The 26,845-nt window shown below is 59.4% G+C and carries 25 protein-coding genes; 7 read left to right on the top strand and 18 right to left on the bottom strand.

Going from position 1 to position 26,845, the window contains the following annotated elements; translation table 11 throughout:
- Nucleotides 1-25: 25 nt before the first annotated feature.
- Together IH881_00705 and IH881_00700 are read left to right on the top strand one after the other, a co-directional pair.
- Nucleotides 26-1,732 carry a TolC family protein gene (locus IH881_00705; GenBank protein MCH7866187.1) on the top strand — a complete coding sequence of 569 codons (1,707 nt, stop codon included), beginning with the start codon at nt 26-28 and terminating at the stop codon, nt 1,730-1,732.
- 346 nt (nt 1,733-2,078) lie between these two features.
- Complete coding sequence (locus IH881_00700; protein MCH7866186.1) at nt 2,079-2,465, top strand: polymer-forming cytoskeletal protein; 387 nt, start codon at nt 2,079-2,081, stop codon at nt 2,463-2,465.
- A gap of 56 nt (nt 2,466-2,521) precedes the next feature.
- Here IH881_00700 and secF read toward each other — a convergent pair whose 3' ends face one another.
- The 16 genes from secF to IH881_00620 form a co-directional block, all read right to left on the bottom strand.
- Complete coding sequence (gene secF, locus IH881_00695) at nt 2,522-3,454, bottom strand: protein translocase subunit SecF (GenBank protein ID MCH7866185.1); 933 nt, start codon at nt 3,452-3,454, stop codon at nt 2,522-2,524.
- A 43-nt stretch (nt 3,455-3,497) separates the two neighbouring features.
- A complete protein-coding gene (gene secD / locus IH881_00690; protein ID MCH7866184.1) occupies nt 3,498-5,084 on the bottom strand; it encodes a protein translocase subunit SecD in 1,587 nt (528 codons plus the stop codon).
- The gene (gene yajC, locus IH881_00685) at nt 5,081-5,443 is read right to left on the bottom strand and encodes a preprotein translocase subunit YajC (GenBank protein MCH7866183.1); all 363 of its coding nucleotides are present in this window, start codon (nt 5,441-5,443) and stop codon (nt 5,081-5,083) included. Before yajC ends, secD begins: the two co-directional genes overlap by 4 nt.
- Nucleotides 5,440-6,675 (bottom strand): SpoIID/LytB domain-containing protein, encoded by a 1,236-nt coding sequence (locus IH881_00680; GenBank protein MCH7866182.1) that lies wholly within the window; start codon nt 6,673-6,675, stop codon nt 5,440-5,442. The genes yajC and IH881_00680 overlap by 4 nt, the downstream gene beginning before the upstream one ends.
- Nucleotides 6,676-6,749: 74 nt before the next feature.
- Nucleotides 6,750-7,913: a methionine adenosyltransferase gene (locus IH881_00675; GenBank protein MCH7866181.1), complete on the bottom strand. Its 1,164-nt coding sequence runs from the start codon at nt 7,911-7,913 to the stop codon at nt 6,750-6,752.
- Between the two features lie 338 nt (nt 7,914-8,251).
- Nucleotides 8,252-8,542 (bottom strand): HPr family phosphocarrier protein, encoded by a 291-nt coding sequence (locus IH881_00670; GenBank protein ID MCH7866180.1) that lies wholly within the window; start codon nt 8,540-8,542, stop codon nt 8,252-8,254.
- Nucleotides 8,539-8,949 (bottom strand): PTS sugar transporter subunit IIA, encoded by a 411-nt coding sequence (locus IH881_00665; GenBank protein MCH7866179.1) that lies wholly within the window; start codon nt 8,947-8,949, stop codon nt 8,539-8,541. The genes IH881_00670 and IH881_00665 overlap by 4 nt, the downstream gene beginning before the upstream one ends.
- A 3-nt stretch (nt 8,950-8,952) precedes the next feature.
- Nucleotides 8,953-9,864, bottom strand: coding sequence for an RNase adapter RapZ (gene rapZ / locus IH881_00660; protein ID MCH7866178.1), 912 nt, complete (start codon nt 9,862-9,864; stop codon nt 8,953-8,955).
- A 2-nt stretch (nt 9,865-9,866) separates the two neighbouring features.
- Nucleotides 9,867-10,397, bottom strand: a complete 531-nt coding sequence (locus IH881_00655; GenBank protein MCH7866177.1) for a hypothetical protein — start codon at nt 10,395-10,397, stop codon at nt 9,867-9,869.
- Nucleotides 10,398-10,448: 51 nt separating this feature from the next.
- On the bottom strand, nt 10,449-10,910 hold the full coding sequence (locus IH881_00650; GenBank protein MCH7866176.1) for a PTS sugar transporter subunit IIA: 462 nt from the start codon (nt 10,908-10,910) through the stop codon (nt 10,449-10,451).
- A 27-nt stretch (nt 10,911-10,937) separates the two neighbouring features.
- Complete coding sequence (gene rpoN, locus IH881_00645) at nt 10,938-12,530, bottom strand: RNA polymerase factor sigma-54 (GenBank protein MCH7866175.1); 1,593 nt, start codon at nt 12,528-12,530, stop codon at nt 10,938-10,940.
- A gap of 75 nt (nt 12,531-12,605) precedes the next feature.
- Nucleotides 12,606-13,334 (bottom strand): LPS export ABC transporter ATP-binding protein, encoded by a 729-nt coding sequence (gene lptB / locus IH881_00640; protein ID MCH7866174.1) that lies wholly within the window; start codon nt 13,332-13,334, stop codon nt 12,606-12,608.
- Nucleotides 13,334-14,023, bottom strand: coding sequence for a hypothetical protein (locus IH881_00635; protein ID MCH7866173.1), 690 nt, complete (start codon nt 14,021-14,023; stop codon nt 13,334-13,336). Before IH881_00635 ends, lptB begins: the two co-directional genes overlap by 1 nt.
- The gene (lptC, locus tag IH881_00630; GenBank protein MCH7866172.1) at nt 14,020-14,679 is read right to left on the bottom strand and encodes an LPS export ABC transporter periplasmic protein LptC; all 660 of its coding nucleotides are present in this window, start codon (nt 14,677-14,679) and stop codon (nt 14,020-14,022) included. The genes IH881_00635 and lptC overlap by 4 nt, the downstream gene beginning before the upstream one ends.
- Before the next feature lie 66 nt (nt 14,680-14,745).
- Nucleotides 14,746-15,027, bottom strand: coding sequence for a hypothetical protein (locus tag IH881_00625; GenBank protein MCH7866171.1), 282 nt, complete (start codon nt 15,025-15,027; stop codon nt 14,746-14,748).
- 188 nt (nt 15,028-15,215) lie between these two features.
- The gene (locus IH881_00620) at nt 15,216-16,622 is read right to left on the bottom strand and encodes a hypothetical protein (protein MCH7866170.1); all 1,407 of its coding nucleotides are present in this window, start codon (nt 16,620-16,622) and stop codon (nt 15,216-15,218) included.
- A gap of 489 nt (nt 16,623-17,111) precedes the next feature.
- Between IH881_00620 and ilvB the strand changes: the two genes are divergently transcribed.
- Nucleotides 17,112-18,833: a biosynthetic-type acetolactate synthase large subunit gene (gene ilvB, locus IH881_00615; GenBank protein ID MCH7866169.1), complete on the top strand. Its 1,722-nt coding sequence runs from the start codon at nt 17,112-17,114 to the stop codon at nt 18,831-18,833.
- 1 nt (nt 18,834) lies between these two features.
- Complete coding sequence (ilvN, locus tag IH881_00610) at nt 18,835-19,389, top strand: acetolactate synthase small subunit (GenBank protein MCH7866168.1); 555 nt, start codon at nt 18,835-18,837, stop codon at nt 19,387-19,389.
- 38 nt (nt 19,390-19,427) lie between these two features.
- Here the strand turns inward: ilvN and IH881_00605 are convergent, their stop codons facing one another.
- Both IH881_00605 and IH881_00600 read right to left on the bottom strand, forming a co-directional pair.
- Nucleotides 19,428-20,651 carry an EAL domain-containing protein gene (locus tag IH881_00605; GenBank protein ID MCH7866167.1) on the bottom strand — a complete coding sequence of 408 codons (1,224 nt, stop codon included), beginning with the start codon at nt 20,649-20,651 and terminating at the stop codon, nt 19,428-19,430.
- A gap of 146 nt (nt 20,652-20,797) precedes the next feature.
- On the bottom strand, nt 20,798-21,361 hold the full coding sequence (locus tag IH881_00600; GenBank protein MCH7866166.1) for a CBS domain-containing protein: 564 nt from the start codon (nt 21,359-21,361) through the stop codon (nt 20,798-20,800).
- A 225-nt stretch (nt 21,362-21,586) separates the two neighbouring features.
- Between IH881_00600 and IH881_00595 the strand changes: the two genes are divergently transcribed.
- The 3 genes from IH881_00595 to IH881_00585 all read left to right on the top strand — a co-directional run bounded on the left by IH881_00595 (nt 21,587) and on the right by IH881_00585 (nt 26,837).
- Nucleotides 21,587-23,071, top strand: a complete 1,485-nt coding sequence (locus IH881_00595) for a hypothetical protein (GenBank protein ID MCH7866165.1) — start codon at nt 21,587-21,589, stop codon at nt 23,069-23,071.
- A gap of 322 nt (nt 23,072-23,393) precedes the next feature.
- Entirely contained in the window at nt 23,394-24,626 is a 1,233-nt protein-coding gene (locus tag IH881_00590) for a glycosyltransferase family 1 protein (GenBank protein ID MCH7866164.1), read from the top strand.
- A 270-nt stretch (nt 24,627-24,896) separates the two neighbouring features.
- The gene (locus IH881_00585) at nt 24,897-26,837 is read left to right on the top strand and encodes a hypothetical protein (GenBank protein ID MCH7866163.1); all 1,941 of its coding nucleotides are present in this window, start codon (nt 24,897-24,899) and stop codon (nt 26,835-26,837) included.
- Nucleotides 26,838-26,845 lie beyond the last annotated feature (8 nt).

Raw genomic sequence — 26,845 nt, 5'->3', positions numbered from 1 at the left:
GTGAGTCTCGTTTTGGAGGAATCCCATGCTATTCGCAACCCACGCTCATTTCCGAATTGTCCCGATCCTGCTCGCGGTGGCCCTTACCGCCAACGCAGAACCGGAGATGGATGCCGTCCCCGAGGAGGGCGCGACCGAATCCGCGACGATGCCGGAACCGGCCGTCGAGTCAAACGCCGTCGACGAGGCGATGTCAATCAAGCTGTCGCTCAGATCCGCGGTGAATCTCGCGATTGAAAACAACCTTGGGGTCGAGGTCGCGCGGCATGCGCCGCTGATCGCGGAACAGGATGTGGAGATCGCCTGGGGCGCCTATGACCCCACGCTCACTGGGGACTTGATGTATGACAGCACACGCTCTCCCAATACCTCATCTTTGAATTCTAACTCGGTCCTTAGGACTTCCTCAACATCCGGAGGAGCAGGGATCGGCGGATTGCTTCCATATCTCGGCGCAGATCTCTCAATTGACTATTTCGCGGGCAAAACAAACAGCAACAGCGGCATCGCTAGCTTTACCCCCCAATATGATTCGGGCCTGGCCTTTGCCGCAAGAGTTCCGTTGCTCAAGGGTCTGGTTTGGAACGAACCGTGGACACAGGTATCGGTTTCGAGTTCTATTCACGCGGCATCGCTAGAAGACTTTCGGGCGATCACGATGAACACTGTACGCGACACTGTGTCTGCATACTGGAGTCTTGTTGCCAATGAAGAGCAACTTCGTGTTGCGCAGAAGAGCCTTCAGACAAGCATAGCCTTGCTCGAACAAACGCGAACGCAGTACGAGGTGGGTGTAAAGGCCAAGGTCGAAGTCATCCAATCGGAAGCGGGAGTCGCAGCACGAGAGCTCGATGTAATCCGCGCCGATGCGATATATCAGAATTCTCAAGACACTTTGATCGACATTGTGTTTGGGGTCCGCTTGACACCGTCCACACGCGCCAGTGTCCGCCCCACAGACGATCTTTCAGAATACGGCGACGGACGTGTGGACCCGGAGCTTGCAACTGATCTAGCGATGAAACACCGACCGGACCTTGCGTCTCTCGAACTGCGGATCGAACAAAACGAGATGCTCGTTCGGTTTCGAAAGAATCAGCGCCTTCCACAACTAGATTTCAACGCCTCATACAGAACTTCTGGCATCGAAGGGAAGGGAAACGACGATTTGGTGTTCGGAACGGCGACAGACACGGGCGGAGGCTTTTCCGACACCCACAACAGCTGGTTCAGCAACAGCGGCGGAAAGGAATATAGGCTCGGCGGATCGTTCTCGATTCCGCTCGGAAACTACGGTCCCCGCCACAGCGTTTCAAAGGCCCGACTAGAACTTCGCCGCTCCAAAACGCAGCTCACCCGATTACACCAACAAATCATCCTAGAAATCCGGCGGGACATCCGCCTGCTCAAGGCGTCTCGCAAGGGAATCGATGCCTCGGAGCGCCAGCGCGTTGCCGCTGAGGAGCAGCTTCGGGCCGAACGAATTCGCCTCGAACACGGCGAATCAACGCCGTTTGATGTGCTGCAGAAAGAATCGGAGCTGGTCGAGGCCGAGGTGGCAAAAATCAATGCGCTTCATCTCTATCAGACCTCTGCGAGCGACCTCGATCGAGCGCAGGGAACCATCTTGCGAACCCACAACATTGTTGTCGGTTCCATTGCGGGGCTCAAAAACGGCTTCGAAAGAGAGTCTTTTTCGTTCGATCAGCTTCTCGAACCCATCCTCCCCTGATCGATGGGCCGCGGGTCTGGAGAAATCGGGAGTTGGGCGCCCCCCTCATCGCCGACGTGCAACCGCTGCGATAAGCTCCCGACGCCTGAACGCATTCGACGGAGGAGCCAAATTGAGTCTTTTTGGCGGAAAGAAATCAGCACCCCCCAAAAGCAATTCCCCCGCTGCGGCAGAAGCGTCAGAGAAATCGGATTCGGGTCGTTCCGCTACCCAGAATCAAACATCGAGAAACGACGCGACTGCAGGCGCGAAGGAGAGTGGCTCGCGGGCCGGTCGTAGGAGTGAAGGCTCCCAGGATCGGGCGGGCCTAAAACGCGGCAATGCGCCGCCTACCGGAGGAACGAACGTGGCAACTATTGGGAAGTCGATCGTTATCAAGGGGGACCTTTCCGGAGACGAAGATCTCATCATCGAGGGCAAGGTTGACGGGCGCGTACAACTTCCCAACAACGAAATCACGATTGGCGCCGAGGGCCGCATCACGGCCGACATCGAAGCCAAGTCGATCATCGTCATTGGGCAGACCGCGGGCAACCTCACTGCCAGTCAGCGGGTTGAAGTCCAGGCCTCCGCAATCGTCGAAGGGGACATCAGCGCACCCAAACTTCTGATTCAAGAAGGAGCCGTCGTGAACGGTGGCATCTCGATGACGAAGACACCGGTGGCCGCCGCACAGTCGCAAGATCCAAAGCGGCCCCCGTCCCTGGAAGAGCAGGCGCGCAAAAGCGCCTGAGAAACCCGGCCTGGAAGTCCGGTGCCAATTCTCGCGTCAATCGAGGGTTAGCGCTTCTACTTGTCGGATTCCTGAAACCAGGTTTCCAGCAACAGAAGCGTCGGCGACGCGATGTAAATCGACGAATACGTCCCGACGATCACGCCCAGCATCATCGCGAAGGCGAATGGGCGAATGACTTCTCCACCGAGAAGATAGAGCGCCCCAAGCGTCATCAAGGTCGTGCCGGAAGTCAGTACGGTGCGCGATAGCGTCTGGTTGATGCTCAGATTCAGAACTTCCGCCAGGTTGTGCTTGGTGTGAAGCGCGAGATTCTCGCGCACCCGATCGTAGATAATGATCGTGTCGTTCAGGCTGTAGCCCAGGATCGCGAGCATGGCGGCCAGAATTCGCAGGTCGAACTCGAGACCGAGCATGACGAAGATCCCGGCGGTGATCAGCAAGTCGTGGAGCACGGCCAGGATTGCACCCGGTGCAAAGCGCGAGCTAAAGCGGAACGCGATGTAGATCAGCACCACGACGCTCGCCCAGAACAGCGCCTGCAGACCGTCGTCGCGCAATTCAGCACCTACCCGCGGCCCGACAAATTCCACCCGCCGTACCGTCAGCGGACCGATTTCGCTGCTCAGGGCCTGCTGGATCATTTCGACCTTGTCTTTGCCCACCGAGGCATCGCCAACCTTGATCGCGCCCTTGAACTTGACCAGGTATTCGTTCTGGATTGCATCGCCGTAGCGCACGACGCTCGGATCATCGATGCCCTCTACCGCGTTTACAATCTCACGGATCGGCCCTTCGCTGACTATCACCCCCGGATCGAATTGCACCTGGATCTCAGTGCCTCCGGCGAAGTCGATTCCGAGCTTCACCCCAATCGTCTGGGTCGCGATGAGGGACGCCAAAATCATGCCGACGGAAAGTCCGAAGCAAATTCGTCGCTTTCCAATGAAGTCTATGTTGGTTCCCGGTTTTACCAGCTCGAACGACACGTGTGCCTCCGCAAAAGGGTTTGCCTATGGCCCAGGAGCGACATTAGATCGAGAGCTCGATCGAAGTCCGCGACCCCGGGTAGATCTCGAACATCAGCCGCGTCACCACCAGCGCCGCAAATACGCTGGTCACGATTCCGATCGAGAGTGTCACCGCGAATCCCTTGATGGGGCCGGTGCCGTATTCGAACAGCACCAAGGCCGTGACCAGGGTCGTAATGTTTGCGTCGAGTATGGTCCAGCGCGCTTTCTCGAAGCCCTTCGCAATCGCGGCGCGCACGCTCTTGCCGAGCCTGAGTTCTTCGCGAATGCGCTCGAAAATGATCACGTTGGCGTCGACCGCCATGCCCACCGTCAGCACCAGACCCGCGATTCCCGGCAGAGTCAGCGTCGCCTCGAACAGCGACATCAATCCGATCAACAAAACCAGGTTGGTCGTCAGTGCGACCGCGGCGTACACCCCGGACATGCGGTAGTAGATCACGGCGAAGACCAGGATCAACGCGAAACCGACCGCGCAGGCCAGGGCGCCTTGATCGATCGAATCTTGTCCCAGGGCCGGGCCGATGGTCCGCTCCTCTTCAATCACCACCGGCACGGAGAGCGAGCCCGCGCGCAGCACCACCGCCAGGTCGGCCGCATCTTGAGAGGTGAAGCGTCCAGTAATCTGGCCGCGCATGCTGATGCGGCTCTGAATCATGGGAGCGCTGTAGACGTTGTTGTCCAGAATGATCGCCAAGGGTTTTTGAATATTCGCCTCGGTCAGATCGCCGAAGATTCGGCCCCCTTCAGCATTGAAGGTGAAGTTGACCAACGAACGCTGCCTCTGGTCGAAGCCCACCCGCGCGTCGACCAGGTAGTCTCCGGTAAGGTCCGGTGTCTTGCGTACCAAATAAGCAACAACGACTTGATTGCTCTCGGCATCGGTTTCGGTCGCGATCATCTGGTCCTCGGGCAGACCGTTCGGGTACTTCTCCAGCAAAGCCTGCTCGCTGCCCGCGCTGTCGAGCACGATTTTGAATTCGAGAAAACCCGTGCTCTTCAGCAACTTGGCCGCGCGGCCCCGATCGATCTGGCCACCCGGGATCTGCACCAGAACCCGATCCTTGCCCTGGCGGGTCACCACTGAATCAGGGATCCCGCGCACGGGATCGTCGATGCGACGGCGCAACACCTCGAGCACCTGGGCCATGGTGCGCTCGCGTATTTCCCGGGTCCAATCGTCGGTGAGCACAAAGCTCAGCTCGTTGCCCTCGCTGCCCTCTTCGTTGAGGATCCCGGTCTTGCTCGCGTAGTCCCGGATTTTGGCTGCGTCCTCGTCGCTGCCCGCGACGAGAATCAATCGCCCTTCTTCGAGGCGCTTGGACGTCAGCACGACGCCATCTTCTTCGAGAAAGTTCGCCATGCCGTCGCGTTGAAACTCGAGCTCGTGCTGGATCGCAACATCCAATTCCACCCCGACCACCCAGTGGATCCCGCCCTGGAGATCTAGCCCCAGTCGCAGACCGTTGTCCGGCCAGAATGGGCTTGCAAGGCGCTGCTCTTTGTCGATGAAGTTAGAAGCCGTGATAAACGAAAACAACAGCACCAATGCGCCGACCAGCACAATACGTACATTCAGCGAACTCACGATCCTCCGCCCCCCTTGCCCTTCGCGTCACTCACCCCGGCACCAGCCTTGGTGAGTTTTTCAATGCTTCTCTGATCCACCGTGACTTTGAGCGCACTTCCCTTGACCGTACCGACTTCGATCACGAAGGTGTCATCACCGACGGATACGACTTTGCCGTGGAGTCCGCCCCGGCTCACGACCAGGTCGCCCTTCCCCGCGGTCTTGAGTGCAGCGTCGTGATCCTTCTGTTTCTTGTTTTGAGGACGAATTACGAGGAAATAGAAAATCAGCCCAATCAAGATCATGGGCAGAAAGAATGGAATGCTCCCACCCTGTGCGGCTGCCGCCTCCATGGGCAGCGTCGGGTAGAAGTTCATCTCGGTCGATCTCCCTTCTTTTCATCGTGCTTGTCGTCGTGCATGATCGTTTCCTGTTCTACCCTGGATTGTGCCCCGACGGGTAGAATTGCAAACCGCCGTCCTTGTTCTTCGACTGTGAGCAGGCTCGTCCCGGGATAGAAAGTCCCTAAGATCTCTCGATAGTCTGCGCCTTCTTCCGCCATGGCCTGGGCCGCCCACTGGCTCATCCCCACGCCATGGCCGCTGCCCGAACCCGCGAAGATCATCTCGCCCTTATCCCAACGCACCTCGAATCGGGTGCTCTTGATTGTGGTGCCGCCGAGCAGCTGTCGTAATTCGCGCCCGGTGACTGTCGCACGCCCGTGGGTGCCCCGAAACCTCAACTTGCCAACGCGACCGCTCGGAGACCGCTTTACGACAACGGCGTCTTCGATCGAGCCGATCTCGTGTCCGAGTTGGGCCAGGGCACGACCAAGGGTTTTGCCGGAAATTGTTGCGCGCCAATAGGTATCCGGTGAATTGTCCTCGTTCGCGACTGGCAAGCTTCTCAAATACGGAATCGAAGTCCCCCAGACTTCGCTGGCACTTGCAGTCCGTCCACCCGAAGCCGAATGGAAGGCCGCCAGCGCCGGGCGCCCAGCGTAGCCGATGATGACACCTGTGGTGGCCCTCACCGCGGTCCAGGCCGCGTCCGATTCGCCCCGAATCCCCAGATACCGCTGGCTGAGGACGTCGGCGCCGAGATCGAATCGTCCGCCCTGCTGCGCGGCGATCTGGTACAGCGCGTAGCTGCGGCAAGCCACGGCCTGGGCCTGCAGCGCGGCGGGTTCCCAGGACGCATACATCTCGCCGCCTAGGGTCCCAACTACATAATTTTCCAGAGAAACTTCGTTGATCACCAAAAGACCGGCGGGGCTTCGATGCACTTCCAAATGACCGCGCAACTCGAATTTTTCGCCGCCGGGGCGAGTCGCCAAGCGAAAAGGGCCCGCGATCCCAGCACGGTCCCGACTGCGCCAGAGCGGACCTGCCAGCTTGCCGTTCACCGTGATCGTGTCTGACCGATCGGCCACCAGCCAAAGCGTGGTTCCCACCGCATCCACGATCGAGACTCGCTGCTGCTTCTCGGCGATCCTGACGCGCACCGGCCGCGAATCATCCGACCCGGCCCAGGCCACACCCTGGCCAGCCAGCGCGAACACCACCGCGCAAGCAAACCGCACGACGAGCGCGTCACGTCGCAAAGTCAATCGACTGGTTCCTAAGGGGAGTGCGGCGGGGGATCGGCAATGACGACCGCAGGACTTGGGGTACCCAGCGATTCCTACAGATCGTTCGCGATCGCTTCCGCCTTGTCGGTCTCTTCCCACGGAAAGCCGGCATCTTCGCGACCGAAGTGACCGTGGTAAGAGGTCGCTCGATAAATCGGGCGCCGCAGATTGAGGGCTTCATCGATGCCACGCGGGGTGAGGTCAAAGTGCTTGCGGACCAGCTGCTCGAGTTGCGAGTGATTCATGCTGCCGGTACCGAAGTGATCGACCCGAATTGAAACGGGCTCGGCCACTCCGATCGCGTAGGCGAGTTGCACCTCGCAGCGAGTCGCAACGCCGGCCTTGACCAGGTTCTTGGCTACGTAGCGCGAGGCGTACGCGGCACTCCGATCGACCTTCGAAGGATCCTTGCCGGAGAACGCCCCGCCACCGTGGCGTCCCATACCACCGTAGGTGTCGACGATGATCTTGCGGCCCGTGAGACCGGCATCGCCCATGGGCCCACCGACCACGAAGCGCCCGGTTGGATTGACGTGGAAGATCGTGTCGTTGTCGATCATCTTGGAGGGCAGGCCGGGGTGGATCACCTGCTCGATGATGTCCTTGCGAATCTGTTCGTGGGATGCGTCCGGATCGTGCTGGGTCGAGATCACAACTGTGTCGATGCGCACGGGATTGTCGTCGTCGTCGTACTGCACGGTCACTTGAGACTTCGCGTCGGGCCTCAGGTAGCTGATCTCTCCACTCTCGAGCGAGCCGCGAAGGGTCTCGATCAATCGGTGGGCATAACGGATGGGCGCGGGCATCAACTCTGGAGTCTCGTTGCACGCGAACCCGAACATCATGCCCTGGTCCCCGGCGCCCTGCTCCTTGTGCAGCCCTTCGCCTTCGCTCACACCCTGGGAGATATCCGGGGATTGTTTGCCCAGCGCGACTTGAACCGCACAGGTGGCCGCGTCAAAGCCCATCTCGGAGCTGGTGTATCCGATGTCGTGCACCACGCCGCGAACCAACGCGGGAAGGTCGACTGTCGCATTGGTCGTGACTTCGCCCAACAGCAGCACCACGCCCGTAGTCGTGGCCGTTTCACAGGCGACACGGGAGTGCGGGTCCTGGGCCAGGAAGGCGTCCAGCACCGCGTCAGAAATTTGATCGCACATCTTGTCCGGGTGACCCATTGAAACGGATTCGGACGTAAAAAATAGCCGCGCAGCCATTGTGATTCTCCATTAAATTCGCGGAGTCGCAGGGTAGAGAAAGATACCCCCCACTACAATCGATTCCCCCGTGATTCCCACAACCAACGCCGATTCTCCCCACCTATCAAGGAGCGGCACCCGCCTACCAAGGAGCGGTACCGCACTTACCGAGGAGCGGCTGGGGCGAGAGAGGCTTCCGGCGAAGTAAAGCGAAATCCAACCCGGCTCTGCCCCAACGCCAGTGGGTTCCACATCGGCAACACCCCAAAGAAACGCCCCAAAAAAACCAGCCATTCGCCGGAAGCCTCTCTCGCCCCAGACGCGGCGCAAGCTTTGAGAACCACCCCCAACAAGCTTTACCCGGGCGCCGAAACCGGAAGCTCTTCCTCCGACTCAATCAACGCCCCCAAAACCTTCACCGCCCGCTCCGCGTCATCCCCCTCCGCGCGAATCTTGAGCACAGTCCCCTCGGCCGCCGCAAGCGAGAGAATCGAAAGCACGCTGCTCCCGTTTACCCACTCGTCGCCCTTCCCCACACTGATTTCGCTTTCGAAATCCGTGGCGAGCGCGACGAAGCGGCCAGCCGGACGCGCGTGCAACCCCAGGGCCGAACGGACGACGAAATCGCCTTCCGCGATCTGGCTCATGATTCGCTCTCCGAAACCAACTTGCTCGCAACCGAAATATTGCGTTGGCCGTAGTCCTTGATGAAGGTCGCAAGGTCTTCAAGTGATTTCTCGTCGCGCAGCGTTGCCAGTTTGATCAGCATCGGCAGATTGATCCCCGTGACGACTTCAACATTCATCTCGCCCAAAAATGACAACGCGATATTGGAGGGCGTCCCGCCGAACATGTCGGTCAAGATCAACACGCCCTGGCCATTCTCCGCCTCGGCAAGTTTCTCCGAAATCGCCGCGCGCATCTCGTCCACCGTCTGGTCCGGCGATACCGAAACGGCATAGAAATCGGATGCCTTCGGAATGATCGAGTGCAGCGCCTGCAGCATCTGCTCGCCGAGTTGATAATGCGTGACGATTACCACCCCGATTTTCATGCTTCAGTTCTCCCCCCTGGCGTTCGTCTTACCATCAACCGCACCCGATCGCGCCACGTCCCGGTGCTCGAGGTTGGTCTCGCGTCCCCGCTTTCTCAGGGCCTCGGACAATGCACCGGCGAAGGCGACGGATCGATGCTGGCCGCCGGTACAGCCTACACCAATCGTCAGATACGCCTTGCCCTCTTCGTCGTTGAGCGGGAGCAGGTAGTCGATGAGTTCCAGAATCCGCCGGAACAGGTTCGCACCGCGTTCGCTTTCGAGCACGTAATTTGCGACTTCCGTGTCGAGACCGGTGCGATCTTTGAGGTGCTCCTCGAAAAAGGGATTCGGCAGGCAGCGCAAATCAAACAGCAGTTCGAGGTTGTGGGGAGTTCCGTGACGAAAGCCGAAAGAGACCAGGTTGACGAGAGTCTGTCGATGGGTGCCGATGATGTTTCGCACCATCACCTCTTTCAATCGATGAACATTCATCTCCGAAGTATCGATGATGACGTCGGCGAGCCGCGTAACATCTGCCAATACTTCGCGTTCGCGTTGGATGCCCTCTTCGACGCTACCGCTGGGGGACAAGGGATGGACCCGGCGAGTTTCGCGGTAGCGCTTTTCCAGCACGATATTGCTGCACTCGAGAAAAATAACTTCGACCACGGCTCCCTGGGCGCGAAGATCCGCCACCGCCGTCGGGAAGTAGCGCAAGAACGATTCTTCTCGAGCGTCCAGTGCCAGGGCGATCTTCGCGATGGGCGGTGTCGTTTTGTGACAGAGGTCCAGGAACTGTTCGGTGAGTTCGGCGGGCAGATTGTCCACGCAGTAGAAGCCCAGGTCCTCCAACGCGGCCATTGCGGTGGTCTTGCCACTGCCCGACAGCCCGCTCACGAACACGACCTTCTGCTCTACATCGTCGCTGTGCACGCTTACTTGACGCCCTTCTTGAGCCTCTGATCGAGGCGTTTGGCCGCGTTGTTCCCCGCCAGCCGCTGCAGCTCGTCTCTGCCCGCGACCTCGACCAGGACTGCGGAACTGGTAGCCGGACGCACCGGAATGGTCAGGGTGGGAATCGAGATCCCTGCGAGGAGTTCCAACGGGCGATCGAGCCCAATGCGCTCGTATTCTACCCCGAGCCGCCACTTTTCCAGCCGACACACCAAATTGACACGGTGCTCGTTGAGCACGGCTTCTTTCCCGTACAGGTCCGAAATGCAAAGCAAACCGATTCCTCGGATCTCGAGATAGTGGCGAATTGCGTCGGGCGAGGTTCCCATCAGGTAGGACAGACCATCGGACGATCGGACCGCTCGAAGTCTCACTACATCGTCGGCCACCAGGCGATGACCGCGCTGTACGAGTTCCAGGACGCATTCGCTCTTACCGATACCACTGGGTCCGGTGAGCACGATGCCCAGCCCCAACACTTCGACGAGAGCGCCGTGAATTTGGGTTTCCAACCGACTCCTCCGCGGAACTCGATCGAGATCTAGATTGAACTTTTCAGTCGTCTAGAACTTTGCGTCTTCTTCGTCGATCGCGCGGAAGATGTCCTCCGTGCTGGTCGCTTCGAGCAACTTTTCGCGAAAAGCAGGGTCTCGGAAGAAGCGCGAAATACGTGCCAGGGCCTTCAGATGCTGGCCGCCTGAATGCTCGGGTACGACGAGAAGAAAATAGAGCTGGGTGGGTTGCCCGTCGATCGAGTCAAAATCGACGCCGTCCTTGCTGCGCGCGAAGGAGGCCAGCAAGCGATCGAGGCCGGCCATCTTGCCGTGTGGAATTGCGACGCCCTCGCCGATCCCCGTGCTCTGGAGCCCTTCGCGCTCGATCAGCACGCTCAGCAGGCGATCCGCAGGAACCGAGGGCTCGGCTGCGGCCAGGGCTTGACTCATTTCGTCCAAGATGCCGTCCTTCGCTTTGGACTCGAGGTCCAAAATCACTGCGTCCTTGACGAGGATGTCCATGATCTTCACGTGGCTACTCCTGTGGGCGCGCGCAGGCTATCCCACTTGACGACGCTTCGTCGAGGACAAAACGTTCATCGCTTCGCGATATTTCGTCACTGTACGCCGGGCAATGTCGATATTGGCCGATTTCAGCATCTCAGCGATCCGCTGGTCGGACAGCGGCCGCCGTGAGTCCTCATTGGCGATAATTTTGCGAATCTTCGCTTTTACGCTCTCGCTCGCCACCGCATTTCCGACCACCGACCCGATACTCGAATTGAAAAAGTATTTGAGTTCGAAAATACCCTGGGGCGTGTGGACGTATTTATTGGTGGTAACCCGGCTGACGGTCGACTCGTGCATTTCGATGTCATCGGCCACGTCGCGCAGATTCAGCGGCCGCAAAAAATTGATTCCGCGGTCGAAGAAATCTCCCTGGTAGCGAATGATGCTCTCCATCACCCGGTAGATCGTACGCTGTCGCTGATGAATCGAACGAATCAGCCAAATTGCAGCCCGCAGCTTCTCGTGGACATATTCCTTGGCGTCCTTCGAGGCATGTTCATCTTTGGCGACGACATCCTTGTAGACGCTGTTGATCCGGAGCTTGGGTAGCCCATCCTCGTTGAGCAGAATGTGAAATTCATTTGCCACCTTGTAGACATAAATGTCCGGGGTGATGTAGATCGGATCGTCGCCGGAAAATGCTCGACCCGGACGCGGCTCGAGTTGCGCAATCAGTTTGCAGGCGACGGCAATCTCTTCGATGGCCACGCCTAGATTTCGAGTCAGTCCGCGGAAGTCCCGCTTCTTGAGCAACTCGAAATAATCGCGCACGATGCGCAAGACCAGCGGGTTGTCTATTTCGGCCACTTCGAGTTGGAGCAGCAAACACTCGCGAAGATCGCGAGCGGCGACTCCCGTCGGGTCCAGCTTCTGTACCAGAACCAATGCGCTCTCGACATGCTCGAACGGGACGCCGGACTGGCGCGCAACATCTTCGACGGTCGCTTGCAGATACCCGTCGTCGTCGAGATTTCCAATGATCCAACGAGCCGCTTCGCGCTCAGCGTCCGTGAATACGGACAGTTGCAATTGCCACTCGAGATGCTCCGCCAAGGTCGGCCGGCGGGTGAGCGTGGCTTCGAGCGATCGCCGCTGATCGTCGTCACGGTTGATTGGCGCCAATCCCGTCTGGGGGTTGGCGTCCATGTAGTCGTCCCATTCGACGTCGGCGATCTTCTCGGCGTTCGTGGCTTCGACATCGGCAGCGGCAGTCTCCGCTTCGGTTCTTGGCGCCTCGACCGACGCCGCGTCGCCTTCGACTTGTGGCCCAGTTTCCAGGGAATTGAGAAATTCCTTGGGCAATCCTTCGAGATCCGCAGCCACGGGGTCTTCGTTCAAATCCCGGGACCCGGTCTCTGGTTCGGTGCGCTCTTCACCGGGAGTCATGTCGGCGATTTCGCCGGGCGTGGGCTCGTCTTCTCCCTCGACTTCCTCGAGCACAGGATTCTCGGTGAGTTCCTTTTGCACCTCGTTCACGAGTTCGAGTCGGTTCAACTGCAATAGCTTGATGGCCTGCTGCAATTGGGGAGTCATCACCAGTTGCTGCGTCAACTTGAGCTGAAGTCTCAGTTCGATCGCCACGTTCTAAGCGCTCCCTACTCTATCCGGAACTTCGAAAACCATGTGTTGCGCTTCCAATTTCAATTTCACCGCTCGTCAGTTGAGCCGAAAGTTCTGGCCCAGGTAGACTTCGCGCACCCGCGGATCGTCTGCGATTTCCGCTGGAGTACCGAGTCTCAAAATTTCACCATCCTTGATGATGTACGCCCGATCGCAGATCGAAAGTGTTTCACGCACATTGTGATCCGTGATGACCACTCCGATCCCTCGATCTTTCAGCTGTTCAATGATTTTTTGAATATCGATTACGGCGATCGGATCCACCCCCGCGAAGGGCTCGTCGAGCAGGATGAAACGCGGATCGAGTACCAGAGCCCGAGTGATTTCTACTCGGCGTCGCTCACCGCCGGACAGGGTATCACCGCGATTCGAAGCCAGTTTGGTCAGACCGAGTTCTGCGAGCAACTGCGCCAACCGCTCCCGGCGCTTCGACCGGTTGGGTTCGACGGTTTCAAGTATCGCGTTGACATTGTCCGCCACCGAGAGCTTGCGGAAAATTGAAGGCTCCTGGGGGAGATAGGTCAGCCCCAGCCTGGCCCGGCGATACATCGGGAGATGAGTGATTTCGCGCTCTCCCAGGAAGATGCGACCTTCGGTCGGGCGCACACTGCCCGCAATCATGTTGAAGGTCGTGGTCTTGCCCGCTCCATTCGGACCCAACAGCCCCACCACTTCGCCAGCCGAGACGGTCAGGCTTACGCCGTGAACCGCCCGCTTTTCCCCGTAGCGTTTCACCAGTCCCTCTGCGACGAGCGTCTCTCCCATCAACCGTTGCTCCTGGCTGCGCAATCCGACTCGACGTCTCGCTCGAACCGCAACAAAACCGATGCCGCACCCAGAACCTTGACGCGCTCCTGGTCGAGGTAGAACTCGATCTGCTCGCCGCGGACTTCGTCACAACCCTGCAGTAGCAGAGCGTCGCCCCGGCAGATCACCAATCCGTCTTCGCGCAAGTAGGTCACCTCGTTGCAGCGCACTTCGAGATCGCCTTCGAGCAGACGCACATTCCGGCGGGCATCGAGTCGCTCGGGCTGGGATGCACCTGCGGGATAAATCGCCTCCAAATGGCCGGCGAACAACTGCATATCCCCCTGCACCACGTGTACATGATTGGTGAAGGTAAATTTTCTCGCGTCGCCCACCGCAACGACTTCGAGTTCATCGGAGACGATTTCGATGGGTTCATCGCGACTGACTTTCAGAAAATTGGTCCGACTCCCCAGGGTCGTCGGCGACGGAAGTTTCGAAGTCTCGGGTGCCGCCGCGACCGCTGCGGGGGACTCTTCCCCGGCAGTCCGTGCTTCCAGACTCGAGACCGAATTGGACGGCTGCTCGCGCGCGTCGGAAACTGGCTTCACGAGAATGGTCGGCGATTCGTCTGCCGTACAAACCGCGACCAACGAGACAACCAGGCCGCAACCGATCAGGACCGCCTTTGAGAAGGAAACGCTCAAGGGACATTCTCCTCTTTCGCAGTATCGTCGTTTACTGTCTGAACGACTTGCGCACCGCCGGTCATCTGGAAGCGGCGTTCGCTGACGTCGTAACGGAAGCCGCCGCCGCGGATCGTGGTGCCCCCGTCAGTGATCAGTACCGGTGATTCTGTGAATAGAATCCCATTTGCGTGGTCGTAACGCACCCAGTCGGTCTGGAAGATCTCGCCGCTGTCGGCCTGCCCCTTGACGTTACCAATCGCCTCGAAGTCGTTGCTTTCGAGATCTACGACCCCCGAATCACAGCGCATCGTGAAACCCGACTGCTCCGATTTCGACGGAATCGTTGCGTCCACGACCAGCAAGTACGCCTTCTTGGCCTTGGTGTCGAATCGAGCATGTTCGGCGTGAAGAATCACAGCGTCGCCGTCTTCGCGGCTCGCCACGAAGGTCATGCCTTCGACATCGAGGCTCGGCGTCGGATCGGCGCTCGTCGCAGCCGCGAGCGCAAGGGCGAGCAGAACGATCGAGACGAAAGAGCCGGCCCCCAGTGTCCACTGCGGTCGCCGGCCTGTGGGTGTCGCCAGTTCGGCGCGGATTCGACGCTTCCCTTGACGCAATCGCTGCAATTTTCGTACCCGTGCCAATGACGCAAGCTCCATGCCTTTGGGTGTCATTGGAATTCAATCGCCGTCCGTCAAGGGTTTTCGTTGATCGAATCGCTCTCGCGAATTCACAGTAGATCAGTCCTTATGACCCACAGCGCCCTTGAAGGGCTCCTGACTGATCAGCCAATGGGCGGGACGCATGATCAGGATATCGATCAGCGCTCCGATCGGATACAGGACATAGGCCGCGACGCGAAGTGGATGGCCTGCTCGTTCCTTGTCGTAGGGATCAGCGAGAGCCGGGGACGCGGTTGCGAGACCGAGGCTGACCAACAAAATCACTGTCGCGATACGCGGACCGATCGCTCGGGAAACATGCACGTGCGGGGAATCGCCAGCTCTGCTCAGTTTTTCCACGTTGCGTCGCTCCTATCTACCTGCCCAAATGCCCTTCGAAGTGCGGTAAACGTTCAGGTTGGTCCACCGCTTGCAAAAAACGCTCCAACAACACCGCCCAGCTTATCGTTTTGATCGGCAGCCCGCTCCCTGAAATCAACCTCGAAGAGCGACCCAGGCGATAGGCCGCGGAAACGCAGACGCGCAGCTCAGCGCTCCGGAGCGAGCAAGCATTTTTCGAATTGATCTTGGACTTCTTGCTGGATCTGTTGCCTGTCTGCGAGCAGTCGCTCGCGAGCTCGACTCGCCTCGGGTTCTCGATAGCCCATACAGCGCGCAAGAACGATTTGCCCCTGGGGATCGGCGGGGATGCAACGGGAGGAACCCGAGTCCACGAGTTGCATGGAATGTTCGGCACGACGCAGCCAAGAATAGGCGTCCGCAAGCTCTGCTGACGCCTCCGAAGCCATGACCCCGGATGCGCCAAGTTGGTAGAGCGTAGACAGGATTGAGCGCCCTTCTCCGGATTTGAGCGGTTCCGCCGCCGCAGCCCGCTGGATGTGAACAATGGCCTCGATGTCGCGGACGCCCCCGTTCCCCCGGATCAGATCGTCTTTCGCCTGCTTGGCGGCGCGTTCCGCCCGGTCCTTCAGCTCGTCGTCGATCAAACCCTGCAAGCCGGCTGAGCCGGAGCCTTGCGCCAGGCCGCAAAGCAACTCCTCGGCGAGCGCCGGATCAGCTTGCAGAGGCCGAATCCGTTCGAAGAGACGCCGCTCGGCGAGGGGAGCTTCGCCGCTGAAGTAGTCGAGCGCAGCGCCAATTCCGAGCGCCACAACACCGTTGGGTCGCTGGGAGAAATCCACTTGATAGGAGGCCCCCCGCCCGCAAGTCGCAGCGAGTTCGCGCTGAAGATGGTCGAGCAGCAAATCGACCTGAGCACGGCGCTCCGCGCACAGCTCGCCGTCCCTGAGGTCGATGAAGAGAAGATCCACCTCCGGCGACAGACCCAATTCACAGCCCCCAAACTGACCGAGGGCGAACATGGCGGGGGCCACTACCCCGGTTTCGGCGCTCGCACATTGAAGCGCGGTTTCCAGGCAGACCTCGGCCAGACCGGTCAGTTCGGCGAACGTGGTCTCGAGAGGGCAGCCGATGAGTTCTCGCGCAACGGTGCTCAACATGCCGCGAGACTGCGATTCGCGAACGGCTTCGAAACTGGGTGCCGAACCAGAGAGATCGGGAGGAGCCGGGGGATCGCCGACCAGATCGTCCGCCCATTCGGGGTTGTCTACCAGCAGCCGACCCATCCGCTCACTGGAGCCGAGAACCAGGGCCAACGCCGGCATGCGGGCGGGATCGAGATGCTCGCCAGTTTGCTTGGTGTAGGCCTGCGCGAGTTCGTAGAGCCGGGATGCGCCCAGTCCGGGACGCGCCGAGACCATCAACGCGGGCACCCAGGAAGCGCGACTCGCCGCGAGTTCTTCGAGGCTGGCCGCCTGCAGGAGCGCGCGAGCTGCTCCGCTGGGATCCTGCTCCCCCGCAATTTCCAGCGACCGAAGCGACGGGGCTTCATGTCGCATCAGGCTTTCGAGAACCGAGCTGATCAGGGAATCCAATCCATCACTCCACCGCTGGCTTTGACGGGGCACAACGGTCCCGTTCATGCTTTGAAGGGTATTTCGGCCACGGAGCTTTGAATCGGCGGTGAGAATTGCCCCTTCCGGTCTAAAACAGACCCGCGACCGATGCATTCTGGGAGTGTTCCTGCCAAAAAGGCACTAGATGGCCCTTTGAAGATGTGAAGAAAGGCGGAATTCGCGCCTCGTCTGCTACATCGGGTTCGCCAAAAGAGACCGAGAACTCAACTTAAAGATATTGATCACGATTCTTGAAGGCTTTGAGACTCGAAATATCGAAGTTATTGCAAAAATAGACGATTTTGATCGATATTTTATGGATTCTGATGGATCTCGGTCCAAAAATTCGCGATATTGACTGAAATTATTCCGATGTAAGCCAATAAGAGTTCGATTGATGTATTTATTGGTCTTACGCCCTTCTGAATAAGTACAATTTGCCTCACAAACTACGGAAAAACTCAGAACATGGATACTCAACTTCCGACTGGAGCAGAGAAACTCATCCAATGCCTCGAAAGAGAGGGAGTGGAGTACATCTTTGGACTCTCGGGTGGCGCTGCGATGCCTATTTTCGATGCTCTTGTCGATTCGCGCATCAAACTCGTCCTCACGCGACACGAACAAGGCGCCACCCATATGGCGGACGGTTATGCCCGAGCGACCGGGCGGCCGGGAGTCGTGCTCGTCACCTCCGGCCCGGGTGCGACGAACACGATTACAGGCCTGCTCACAGCGCACATGGATTCGGTGCCCATCATCGTACTGTGCGGCCAGCAGCTGGTTTCTCTGCTGGGCTCAGACGCGTTTCAGGAAGCCGATGTCACCGGGCTCACCTACCCGGTCGTGAAGCACAGCTACCTGGTGAGAGATGCGGCGGATGTGCCCCGGGTGACCAAGGAAGCGTTTTACATCGCAACCACCGGTCGGCCGGGCCCCGTCTTGATCGATTTGCCGAAGGACGTCACCCAGGGCGAATGCGATGCCCCCTTCGTGGACGAGAACGAACTCGAACTCCCCGGCTACCGAATTCCCGGGCGGGCCGAGGCGAGCCAGATCGAACAAGCCGCGGAATTGCTCAAAGCCTCCAAACGACCGGTGCTCTACGTGGGGAATGGCGCTGTGATTTCCGGCGCGGGCAAAGTGATCATGAGCCTGGCGGAAAAACTGCGCACGCCGATCGTCAACACATTGCTCGGCAAGGGTGCCACCGACGAGACTCACCCTCTGCACCTCGGGATGTTGGGCATGCACGGCACAGCCTATGCGAACAAGGCCGTCTGCGGTTGTGACCTGATCATGTCGATTGGCGCGCGCTGGGACGATCGCATCACCGGCAAGCTCGACGAATTCTGTGTCGACGCCGTGAAGATCCACGTCGACATCGATCCCGCGGAGAACAACAAGATCTTGCAGCCCGATCTCTTCATCGAAGGGGACGCCCGGCTCGTGATCGAAGACCTGTTGCCGTTGATCGAGCCCGCCGACACCGAAGACTGGCTCGATCAATGCGCTGCGTGGCGCAAGCAATATCCGCTGAAGTACCCGAAGCAAGGTGGCCTGCGCACACAACACGTGCTCGACCGCCTGCACCACGTGACTCAGGGGCACGCGATCATTACGACCGACGTCGGCCAGCATCAGATGTGGGCCGCGCAATTTTGTCTTTCGACGAACAACCGGCACTGGATCAGTTCCGGGGGCGCGGGCACGATGGGCTTTGGCCTGCCCTCGGCGATCGGTGCTCAGTTCGGCTGCCCGAACAAAGCCGTGTGGGCGGTCTGTGGCGACGGAGGCTTCCAGATGACTCAGGCCGAGCTAGCGACGGCGCAGATTCACAAACTCCCCATTAAATGCCTCATCATCAACAACAACTTTCTCGGCATGGTTCGACAGTGGCAGGAGATGTTTTTCGAAAACAGATATTCTGGCGTGGACCTCGAGGGCAACCCCGACTTCGTCAAGCTTGCCCGGGCGTACGGCGTCAAGGCGTTCCGCATCAAGCGATCTGCCGACGTCGATCGCATCCTGCAAGAAGCACATGACTACAACGAGGGGCCCTGCGTGGTGGTCGCCGAAGTCGTCAAGGAAGACAACGTGTTTCCGATGATCCCAGCCGGCGCACCGCTCAGCGGTATGTTGATCGAGAAGCCAAAGCACAAGCTTGCAAAGCCCACGGGGAGCACCTGAAATGAGCGCACCGCAGACTCTCGAACCCAGCACCTCGCTGCCGCAACAGCCCTCGACAATCGCCGAGGACCAGGTGCATACCATTTCGCTGTTCGTCCACGACCGGCCGGGCGTTCTGGTGCGTGTCGCGATAGTCTTTGCCCGACGGGGTTACAACATCGAAAGCCTGGTGGTGAGCCCGGGCGCGCGCGGTGGTTTTTCGCGCATGACCATCACCTGCTCCGGCGATCCCTCGACCCTGCAACAGATCATCAAGCAGTTGGCCAAGCTGGTGGACGTGGTCCACGCGTTCGACCACACGGGCGCGGCGATCATCGAGGCCGAGATCGCCCTGCTGAAAATTGAGTGCAGCATCGACGAGCGCACCCAGATCTTGCAGATCGTCGACCAGTTCAAGGCGCGGGTGGTGGACTACGGAACCGAGAGCCTGGTGGTTCGGGCCTATGGCAGCAGCGACAAGATCGATGCCTTGATTCTCTTGTTGAAGCCCTTCGAGTTGAGTGAGCTGATCCGGTCGGGGAAGGTCATCATGACCCGGGGCGTCGAAACGACCTGATCCCGGCTAGGAATCTGCGCGGCAGAAGGCGCAGGCTCCTAGAGCGCGTTCACCCAGCTGAAGCTCTCGAGCTGGGCCTTTTTGAGCTGCTCTCGGCTGAGACCCAGTGCGTCGCGGATCTCCTGGGCGGTATCGTGATCCGATGCCTCGATGCATTTGGTGAGTCGCAGGAGAACGCCGGCCTGCCCTTGATACGAATCGAGTGCAGAACGGATTTCCTTGCTCAAGTTGAGTTCGTCGAGAGCCTTCTGTTCCGATACGCCCAGGACTACGTGGGCAAGAGAAAGCATCCCGATCAAGAAGGCGCGATTTGCGATCCCCAGCTGCTCGCGATCGGGATCCGGACCCAGGAGGTCGAGCTGAAGCAATTCCATCAGTCTGCCGCGGGTCGAGGCCAGCTTGAATAGCGGACTCGGCGGCCCGTCTTCTGCCCCCCCTGCAAACAAGAGAATATTGAGCCAGCGAGACAACCCGTGGGTTCCGATCATCACAAGCGCCTGGCTGACGGTGTCAATTTTGTTCGAGCGCGCGAGTTGCAGGCCGTTGACGAGCCGCAACAAGCTGACGCTGAGGTTTGCGTTTCGCTTGAAGGCGTCGTCGATCTCGCTCAGTTCGACTCCGGTACTGGACCGGGTCAGCAAATCGACGATCGTCGCCCGATCCGGGCTCAACTCCCGCTCCGTTTCCGGATCGTGCCGGGCGTAGAAGTAGCCCTGAAATAGATCAATTCCGCGATCGACCAGGTTGTCGAACTGCGAGGGGAGATCGACTCGAGAAGCCATGATCTTGACGTTGCTGCTTCGCATGCGTCGGACGATGGTCCTGACCTCCGAGTCCGACGTCGCAATCGCGTCAATCTTGATGTAGCTGGCGTGTTCGAGCAGGATCTGTCGGTTGTCTCGGCGTTGATAGTTGCCGAGGCAAATTCTGAGTCCGCGCTTGCGCAGTTCACGACAGCGCTTTGCAACCGCCTTTGCATCGTGACCCTCGAGTGAACCAATCTCGATGACGAACTGCTGGGGTTCGAGCGCATCGACGAACTCGCTGTTCAACGCCTCGATGTCCACCTCGACGAATCCCGTGGCGCCGCTCAAGACTTCTTCGAACTGGAGTGCGAGATTTCGTTCGGGAGTCTGGATCGCGATCTTCTTTTGGGTCGGGTCGTACTGGACATCCGATGCACCGCCGTACAGCAGTCGATATCCCAAAATCGCTTGGTTGCGATTTACGATCGGTTGACGTCCAATGAATTCTGTTTCCATCGTTCCCGCCCACACCCGTGCAATGAGCGCACGGACAGTAGTCTCTATCGGAGAACGGATGTTGGGCTGTAAGCTTCGAAGGCAGAAGCGATCCGGAACCCGAGCCAGATCCTGCTCAGGGAAACTGTTGAGCAGACAACAGTGACTCAGGCACCGTCCCGGGTTCGGTAGCGCTCGGGGCCATCCTGGGGTGGAAGATTGGAGATTTCGGTCGGGAACGAATCGACGAGATACTCGACCGCATCGCGCATGGATACGACGAACACGGGCCTGCCCCGAGAATCGACGATCGGTACGTGACGGAAACCCCCGACGGACATCTTGTTCAACACCGCTGCGACCGGCGCAGTGCGCAGCAGTGATTCGGGGTTCTTCGCCATGACTTCCCGCAGACATACCGTGCTCGGATCGCGACCGCGATCCACGACCCGCAGCAGCACGTCTCGTTCGGTAAAGATGCCGGTCAACTCAGTCTGCCGGGTGCCATCCTCAGAAATCAACACGACGCCTCGATGTTCCGCCTGCATCGCGCGTACTGCGGTCTGAACCGTGTCGGACTCGGTAAACACCATCGGAATCCGTCGCGACAAAACGCTGATCGGCGCTTGCAACAACTTCTCGTCGAAGCGGTGACGAGGCTTGCGTTCGGTATCGTCGAAATAAGCCTCGTCGTCTACGTCCAACTTGGTGTCTTCGTTTTCAGGTCGCATCAGTGCCCTCTTGGATCAATTCATTCTATAGGATTGGTGTGCAAGTTGAGCATCGATTCTCGAAAAAGTTCGCGGTTCAAATTTGCACACTCCCCGGGGGCGGCGCGATAGTCTATCACCGGGTATCGAGATGAATTTTGCTCGGGTGTTAGCTCGACAAAAAAGGGGGGATCTTGCTCGATGCGACGACAATCTCTGGACAACTTTTGAAAACTTCCAAGCATCATGAGTGACTTTGACTACATCGTCATTGTCATCTACGCGGGTTCGGTCCTGGGAATCGGAATGTTCGCGGCGCGCCGACATTCAACGGCACAGGACCTGCTGCTCGGGCAACGCGCGGTACCGGGCTGGGCGGTACTGCTGTCGATGGTCGCAACCGAACTTTCCGCGGCGACCTTCATCGGTGTTCCGGTAGCGGCCTACACGGGCAATTGGAGCTACCTCCAACTCGCCTTCGGCGCGCTGCTCGGCAAGCTCGTCCTCGCCCGCTGGGTGATCCCGCTATATCACAGACTCAAAGTCGTCACCGTCTACGGATTCCTCGAATCATCCTTCGGTCCGCAGACGCGCCGCGCCGCTGCGATCGCCTTCGCCTCGGGGAGAATCCTCGCGTCGGGCGTGCGGCTGTTCATCGCCGCCCTCGCCTTTTCGATCGTAGCTGGACAGACGATCGAATGGACCATCGTTGGCTGCGGCATCCTGGCCATCGCATACACCCGCGTCGGCGGCATCCGCTCGGTCATCTGGACGGATGCGCTCCAGGGTGCGGTCTTCGTAGCCGCAGTGTGCGCGCTGTTGTGGAGCGTCACGAGTGTCGACGGCGGCGCAACGGCAGTATTCAACTGGGGCGCGGCAAATGAGAAGACGAACATCTTCCAGTGGACGCCGTTCTTCACCCTGACAACGAGTGCGGGCCTTGGAACCGCGTTGATCGGCGGCTTCTTCTTGACCCTCGCCACCCACGCCACCGACCATGACATGGTGCAGCGCCTGCTCACGACACGCACCGCATCTGCTGGAGCCCGCGCGCTGACCGGCTCGGCTCTGCTCAACTTTCCCCTGACTCTGATGTTCCTCTTCGTGGGAACCGGAATCGCGCATTATTATTCGATCGCTCCCCCTTACGACGTTGCGGCAACGGATCAAATCCTGCCGACCTACGCACTTCACGAATTGTCGGCGGGAGCCCGAGGACTCGTCTTTGCGGGCTTGTTCGCAGCGGCGATGAGCAGCCTCGATTCTGCGATCTGTGCGATTGCCACGACCTGGGTGGTCGACATCGTCGCCCACCCCTCCGGCACGGAAGCCCAGCCAGAACTCGCAAGGCGCCTGCGACGCGCCTCGACAGTCACGGGAATCCTGTTGATCGCATCGGCGTTATCGATGTCTACGTATCATCAATATCTGCAGGCAGAGGGTTCGCTTCCATCACTCATCGAGTTTGCGCTCTCTTCGATGTCAATCCTCTACGGAGGCCTGCTCGGCATCTTCGCACGGGGAATCTTGCTGCGACCCTCGGGACGAGACTCTGCAGCGGTCCTTGGATTGATTGCGGGCGGTTTGGTTGGTCTCGCGCTTTTCCTCCACCCCGTGTTTTTGGGCGAGACGTTGATCGCCTGGACCTACTGGATTCCGATCGCGGCAACGTGTTCATTCGCCATTGCCTGCGCACCCATAGGCGGCGCGCGCGATGCGACCGATCAGTAACTTCAAATGAGACGCTTCCGCCCTCGACTGGAATCTCGTCGCGAACGCCTTGGATCCTACGAGTGATCTCAAGTTCGAGATCATGAACTATGCACCCCTTTACCTTCTCGTGAGTCGACACACCAAGGACCCCGGGCTTCCGGTGGTTTCAATGTTTGTGCATGCAGGGTTCTACTTGCACGTCAGTCGCACGCCTGTTGCGGATGTAGCGACGGCAGCAACCCCCCGCCCAATTACCTCTAAAGCTCATTCCTCGCGCTCGCGATAGAAGTGGGCAGTGACTGCGGGAGAGGGAGGGGAACCCTTTTGCGGAGGCTCACCGATGCGCATTGCTCTTGCTGTCGAAGGTACTCGCGGCGATGTCTACCCCATGTTCTCCCTCGGCAATGCCTTCCAGGCTGCCGGGCATGAGGTCGTATTCTGCGGCCCTCGCAACTTCGCGACGTTCGCAGCAACCAACAACTTCGAGTACCGCGAAGTAGGAAGCGACACTCGGGAGTTTCTGGGCAGAGTCGCAACCGCGATATCGAGCCGGGGACTCGGGGCCAATCGGGCGCAGTTCGAGTATTTCAAAGACAGCATGCACAAGCAGTTCACGCGACTTCCGGATGCCACCGAGGATGCGGATCTGATTCTGGGAGCTGGAGTGCAGTTCGCAGGGGGAAGTGTCGCCGAGTTGCACGGCATCCCCTATCGCTACGTCATGTTCTGCCCCGTCATGCTGCCTTCGCAAGAACACAGTCCGCCGTTCATTCCCAGCCAGGCTCTGCCGCCCTGGGCAAACAAGATTGCCTGGCGGATGTTGCTCGGGCCGTTCGACGCACTGACTCGTTTTGGACTCAATCGCGCGCGCAAAAAATATCTCGGCCTCGGAAAAACAGGACACGGCTACAGCCATATCTTGTCGGAGCACCCGATCCTCGCGACCGATCCATTGCTGGCGCCGGTTCCCTCTGAATGCAGCATGCCCGTGGAGCAGCTCGGTTGCATCCACGACCACGACATCGAACCCCTACCCGAGAAACTCGAAAATTTCCTCGCGCAGGGAAGCCCGCCGGTCTATGTCGGTTTCGGCAGCATGACCGATGCCACCCCTGTAGCGACGACACGCTTGATTTTGCAAGCAATCGAACGTGTCGGTTGCCGCGCGATCGTATCCGAAGGCTGGGCCGGGCTCGGGGAAGGCGCCCTTCCCGAAAACGTCATTCGCACCGGCCCGGTCTCTCATGCCTCGCTCTTTCCGCGTTGCGCTGCGGTTGTCCACCACGGGGGCGCCGGCACCACCACTCGCGTCGCACAAGCGGGCGTGCCGCAGGTCATCGTTCCCCATCTTCTCGATCAGTACTGGTGGGGCAAGCGAATCATGAACCTGGGTCTCGCACCGGCGCCACTTCCACGGGCGCGTTTGACGGCGAATCGATTGAGTGAGTTGATCGCGAGCGTTCTCGATAACGAGTTCCTCTCGCATCGAGCCCGGGAAGTCGGCAAACAGATCGCACCCGACCTCACACCGAGAATCGCCGCAGACAAAATACTGAGCCGCCTGCCTTCCTGAACTGCGCCGTGTTTCAGGGCGCGTCTCTTTACCGAAGACGCGAACGACATAGAGAAGTGGTTCGGAAGCTTCGGCGTCCGCGACACGCGAAGTGCGATCCGCCTTGATTTCCCACGCTTCTCGAACCCCCAGGTCCGCGACTCCCCACAGGTCATCAGAAAAATCCCCTTCCATCTCGGAGGCTTGCGGTGCAACCTTGCGACAAAGGGTTTTTTTGGTCGCGCTTCACGGGAAGCGAAGAGACAAGTCGGGCACACTCTGGCACCGCCTATGACTGATCGAAGAAAGTGGACCCCCGATCTGCCGCTACAAGTACCGCGGCCGGCTGGCAGCGAGATCGATTCGCAGCGTGCGGATACGCCAGCGGAGAAGCGGCGGCCCTGGCTGGGCACCCATCGCAGTCCTCTGGCCGAGTCCGCGCTGTCGGAAACTCCGGGGATTCCTCCTGCAGTGCCGGACCGTTACGAGGTTCGCAAGTCGGAAGACGGCTACTTCCTGCACTGCGACGACGCGCCCCGGGTTCGCGTCTGCATCGATCCGAAGCAAACGTTTTCAGAATCGGACGCTCGCGGAATGGGCGGCCGCGTGATTTTCCTGGATGGCGCCGGCCACTTTCCGCCCAAGCTCGACAACAGGTCCCGATTCTACAACCTGGATCACCATCAAGGGGTCATCCGTCCCTTCACGCTGGCGACCTGCGAGCAGGCACTGGTGCTGGTGGTGAACGGCATTGAGCTCGACGAAGGAGACTGGACGCTCTTCGCGAGCGAACCCGATCTCGACACTTTGTTTGCAATCTGGGTGCTGTTGAACTTCCGCAGGGTCCCGAAGCTCAGCAGCCGATCCAAGGACGTGCTGCTGCCCCTGCTGCGACTCGAGGGTGCGATCGACGCAAACGGCTCCGAACTCGCCGACTTCTGTGGCCTCACCCAGAACACCTTGCGCGAAGCCCGCGGCCGACTCGACAACCTCTACACCCGGGAAAAGGAATATCGCACCAAGGAGCGGTGGCCCGACCTCGATTGGCGCGAATTCGCCGCGGCCATGTTGGGGGAAATCGATCGACTCGTTTACACAAGAGCCGATTTTCAGGACCACACCAGCATCGAAGAAATTTTGGGACATCTGGAAATCGCAGATCGCAAGGTCGCGGTGGCCTGCAGGGACCAGTCCGGAATTTATGAAGCTGAGCGCAGACTCAAAAATCGTTTTGGTGACCAACTCGGAATCATCGCTCTCGAAAAATGGAAAGACGGGAAATATCGTCATTACACTTTGCGCCGGGTCTCTGCGATTTTGAACTTTGATCTCGGAGCGACTTACGATCTGCTCAACATCGTCGATCCCGCGGTCAACGGTCGGCCCGCCAGCAATCGCTGGGGAGGCTCCGACGACATTGGCGGTTCGCCCCGGGTATCGGGAACCCAACTCCCGCCGAGCGAAATTTTGCGTGTCCTTCGGCAAGCCTATCGACTCACAAGCAAACGCGAGCGAGTTTGGCCCTGGCTCGCGACGTCGTTCCTGACCGCGAGCCTGGTCGTCGCCTGCGGATTCGCCGCGTTCATCGCGACGATGATCTCGCAACCGCGCGGCGGCGCCCTGGAAGCGATGACCGCAGGGGGCGCCGGATTGATCGCAATGTCGTTGGTGACGCTCACGATTGCTCTTCCCGCGTCTCTCAGCGCTTCCGGAGGTCGCTTGTGGATGTTCGGTTGGCGCAGACCCGCCGGACACGACTGGCTCTACCTCGCACCCATCGTGATCGCGTGCTCCGTTCCGGCAAACGTATGGGCCCCACACGGACTCGCACTCGAGCCCGCGTCCCTGCTCATCGCGCTCGGCGTCACGACACTGGCCGCCATTGCCTGCGAAGCCTGGTTCCGCGGCGCGGTGCATGGATGGTTCCTGTTTCAGGGCCCGATCCAGCGAGTCGCAGGCCCCTGGATGTTCTCGCGGGCAGCGTCGGTTTCGACCTTCTTTTACATGTTGGTCTACACGACAGCGGCACTGGCGTGGAACATCACCGCAGCGGATCCGTTCCCACAAGGCCTTCTGGAGGTCGCCGTCATCGGCGCGACAGCGCTGGCTGCGGGCGCCGCGTTGGCCATGATCCGCGAACGATCCCTGAGCCTGTGGCCGGGCGTGGTCATTCAGATCGTGGGAGGCGTTGTGGGCGTAGCCTTCGCGCTTGCCGGGATCACGCTCTTCTAACGGCGAAA

The sequence above is a fragment of the Myxococcales bacterium genome (genome assembly GCA_022563535.1).
Lineage (GTDB): Bacteria > Myxococcota_A > UBA9160 > UBA9160 > UBA4427 > DUBZ01.
Note: the sequence above shows the minus strand (reverse complement) of the source record. Positions and strands in the feature narration are given on the sequence as shown.

Coding starts and splice junctions, on each gene's coding strand:
- IH881_00705 (MCH7866187.1), top strand. CDS start 26: ATGCTATTCGCAACCCACGCTCATTTCCGAATTGTCCCGATCCTGCTC.
- ilvB (MCH7866169.1), top strand. CDS start 17,112: ATGGATACTCAACTTCCGACTGGAGCAGAGAAACTCATCCAATGCCTC.
- IH881_00670 (MCH7866180.1), bottom strand. CDS start 8,542: ATGAGCCAGATCGCGGAAGGCGATTTCGTCGTCCGTTCGGCCCTGGGG.
- yajC (MCH7866183.1), bottom strand. CDS start 5,443: ATGAACTTCTACCCGACGCTGCCCATGGAGGCGGCAGCCGCACAGGGT.
- IH881_00600 (MCH7866166.1), bottom strand. CDS start 21,361: ATGCGACCTGAAAACGAAGACACCAAGTTGGACGTAGACGACGAGGCT.
- lptB (MCH7866174.1), bottom strand. CDS start 13,334: ATGGGAGAGACGCTCGTCGCAGAGGGACTGGTGAAACGCTACGGGGAA.
- IH881_00675 (MCH7866181.1), bottom strand. CDS start 7,913: ATGGCTGCGCGGCTATTTTTTACGTCCGAATCCGTTTCAATGGGTCAC.
- IH881_00665 (MCH7866179.1), bottom strand. CDS start 8,949: ATGAAAATCGGGGTGGTAATCGTCACGCATTATCAACTCGGCGAGCAG.
- IH881_00590 (MCH7866164.1), top strand. CDS start 23,394: ATGCGCATTGCTCTTGCTGTCGAAGGTACTCGCGGCGATGTCTACCCC.
- IH881_00585 (MCH7866163.1), top strand. CDS start 24,897: ATGACTGATCGAAGAAAGTGGACCCCCGATCTGCCGCTACAAGTACCG.
- IH881_00605 (MCH7866167.1), bottom strand. CDS start 20,651: ATGGAAACAGAATTCATTGGACGTCAACCGATCGTAAATCGCAACCAA.
- lptC (MCH7866172.1), bottom strand. CDS start 14,679: ATGACACCCAAAGGCATGGAGCTTGCGTCATTGGCACGGGTACGAAAA.
- ilvN (MCH7866168.1), top strand. CDS start 18,835: ATGAGCGCACCGCAGACTCTCGAACCCAGCACCTCGCTGCCGCAACAG.
- IH881_00595 (MCH7866165.1), top strand. CDS start 21,587: ATGAGTGACTTTGACTACATCGTCATTGTCATCTACGCGGGTTCGGTC.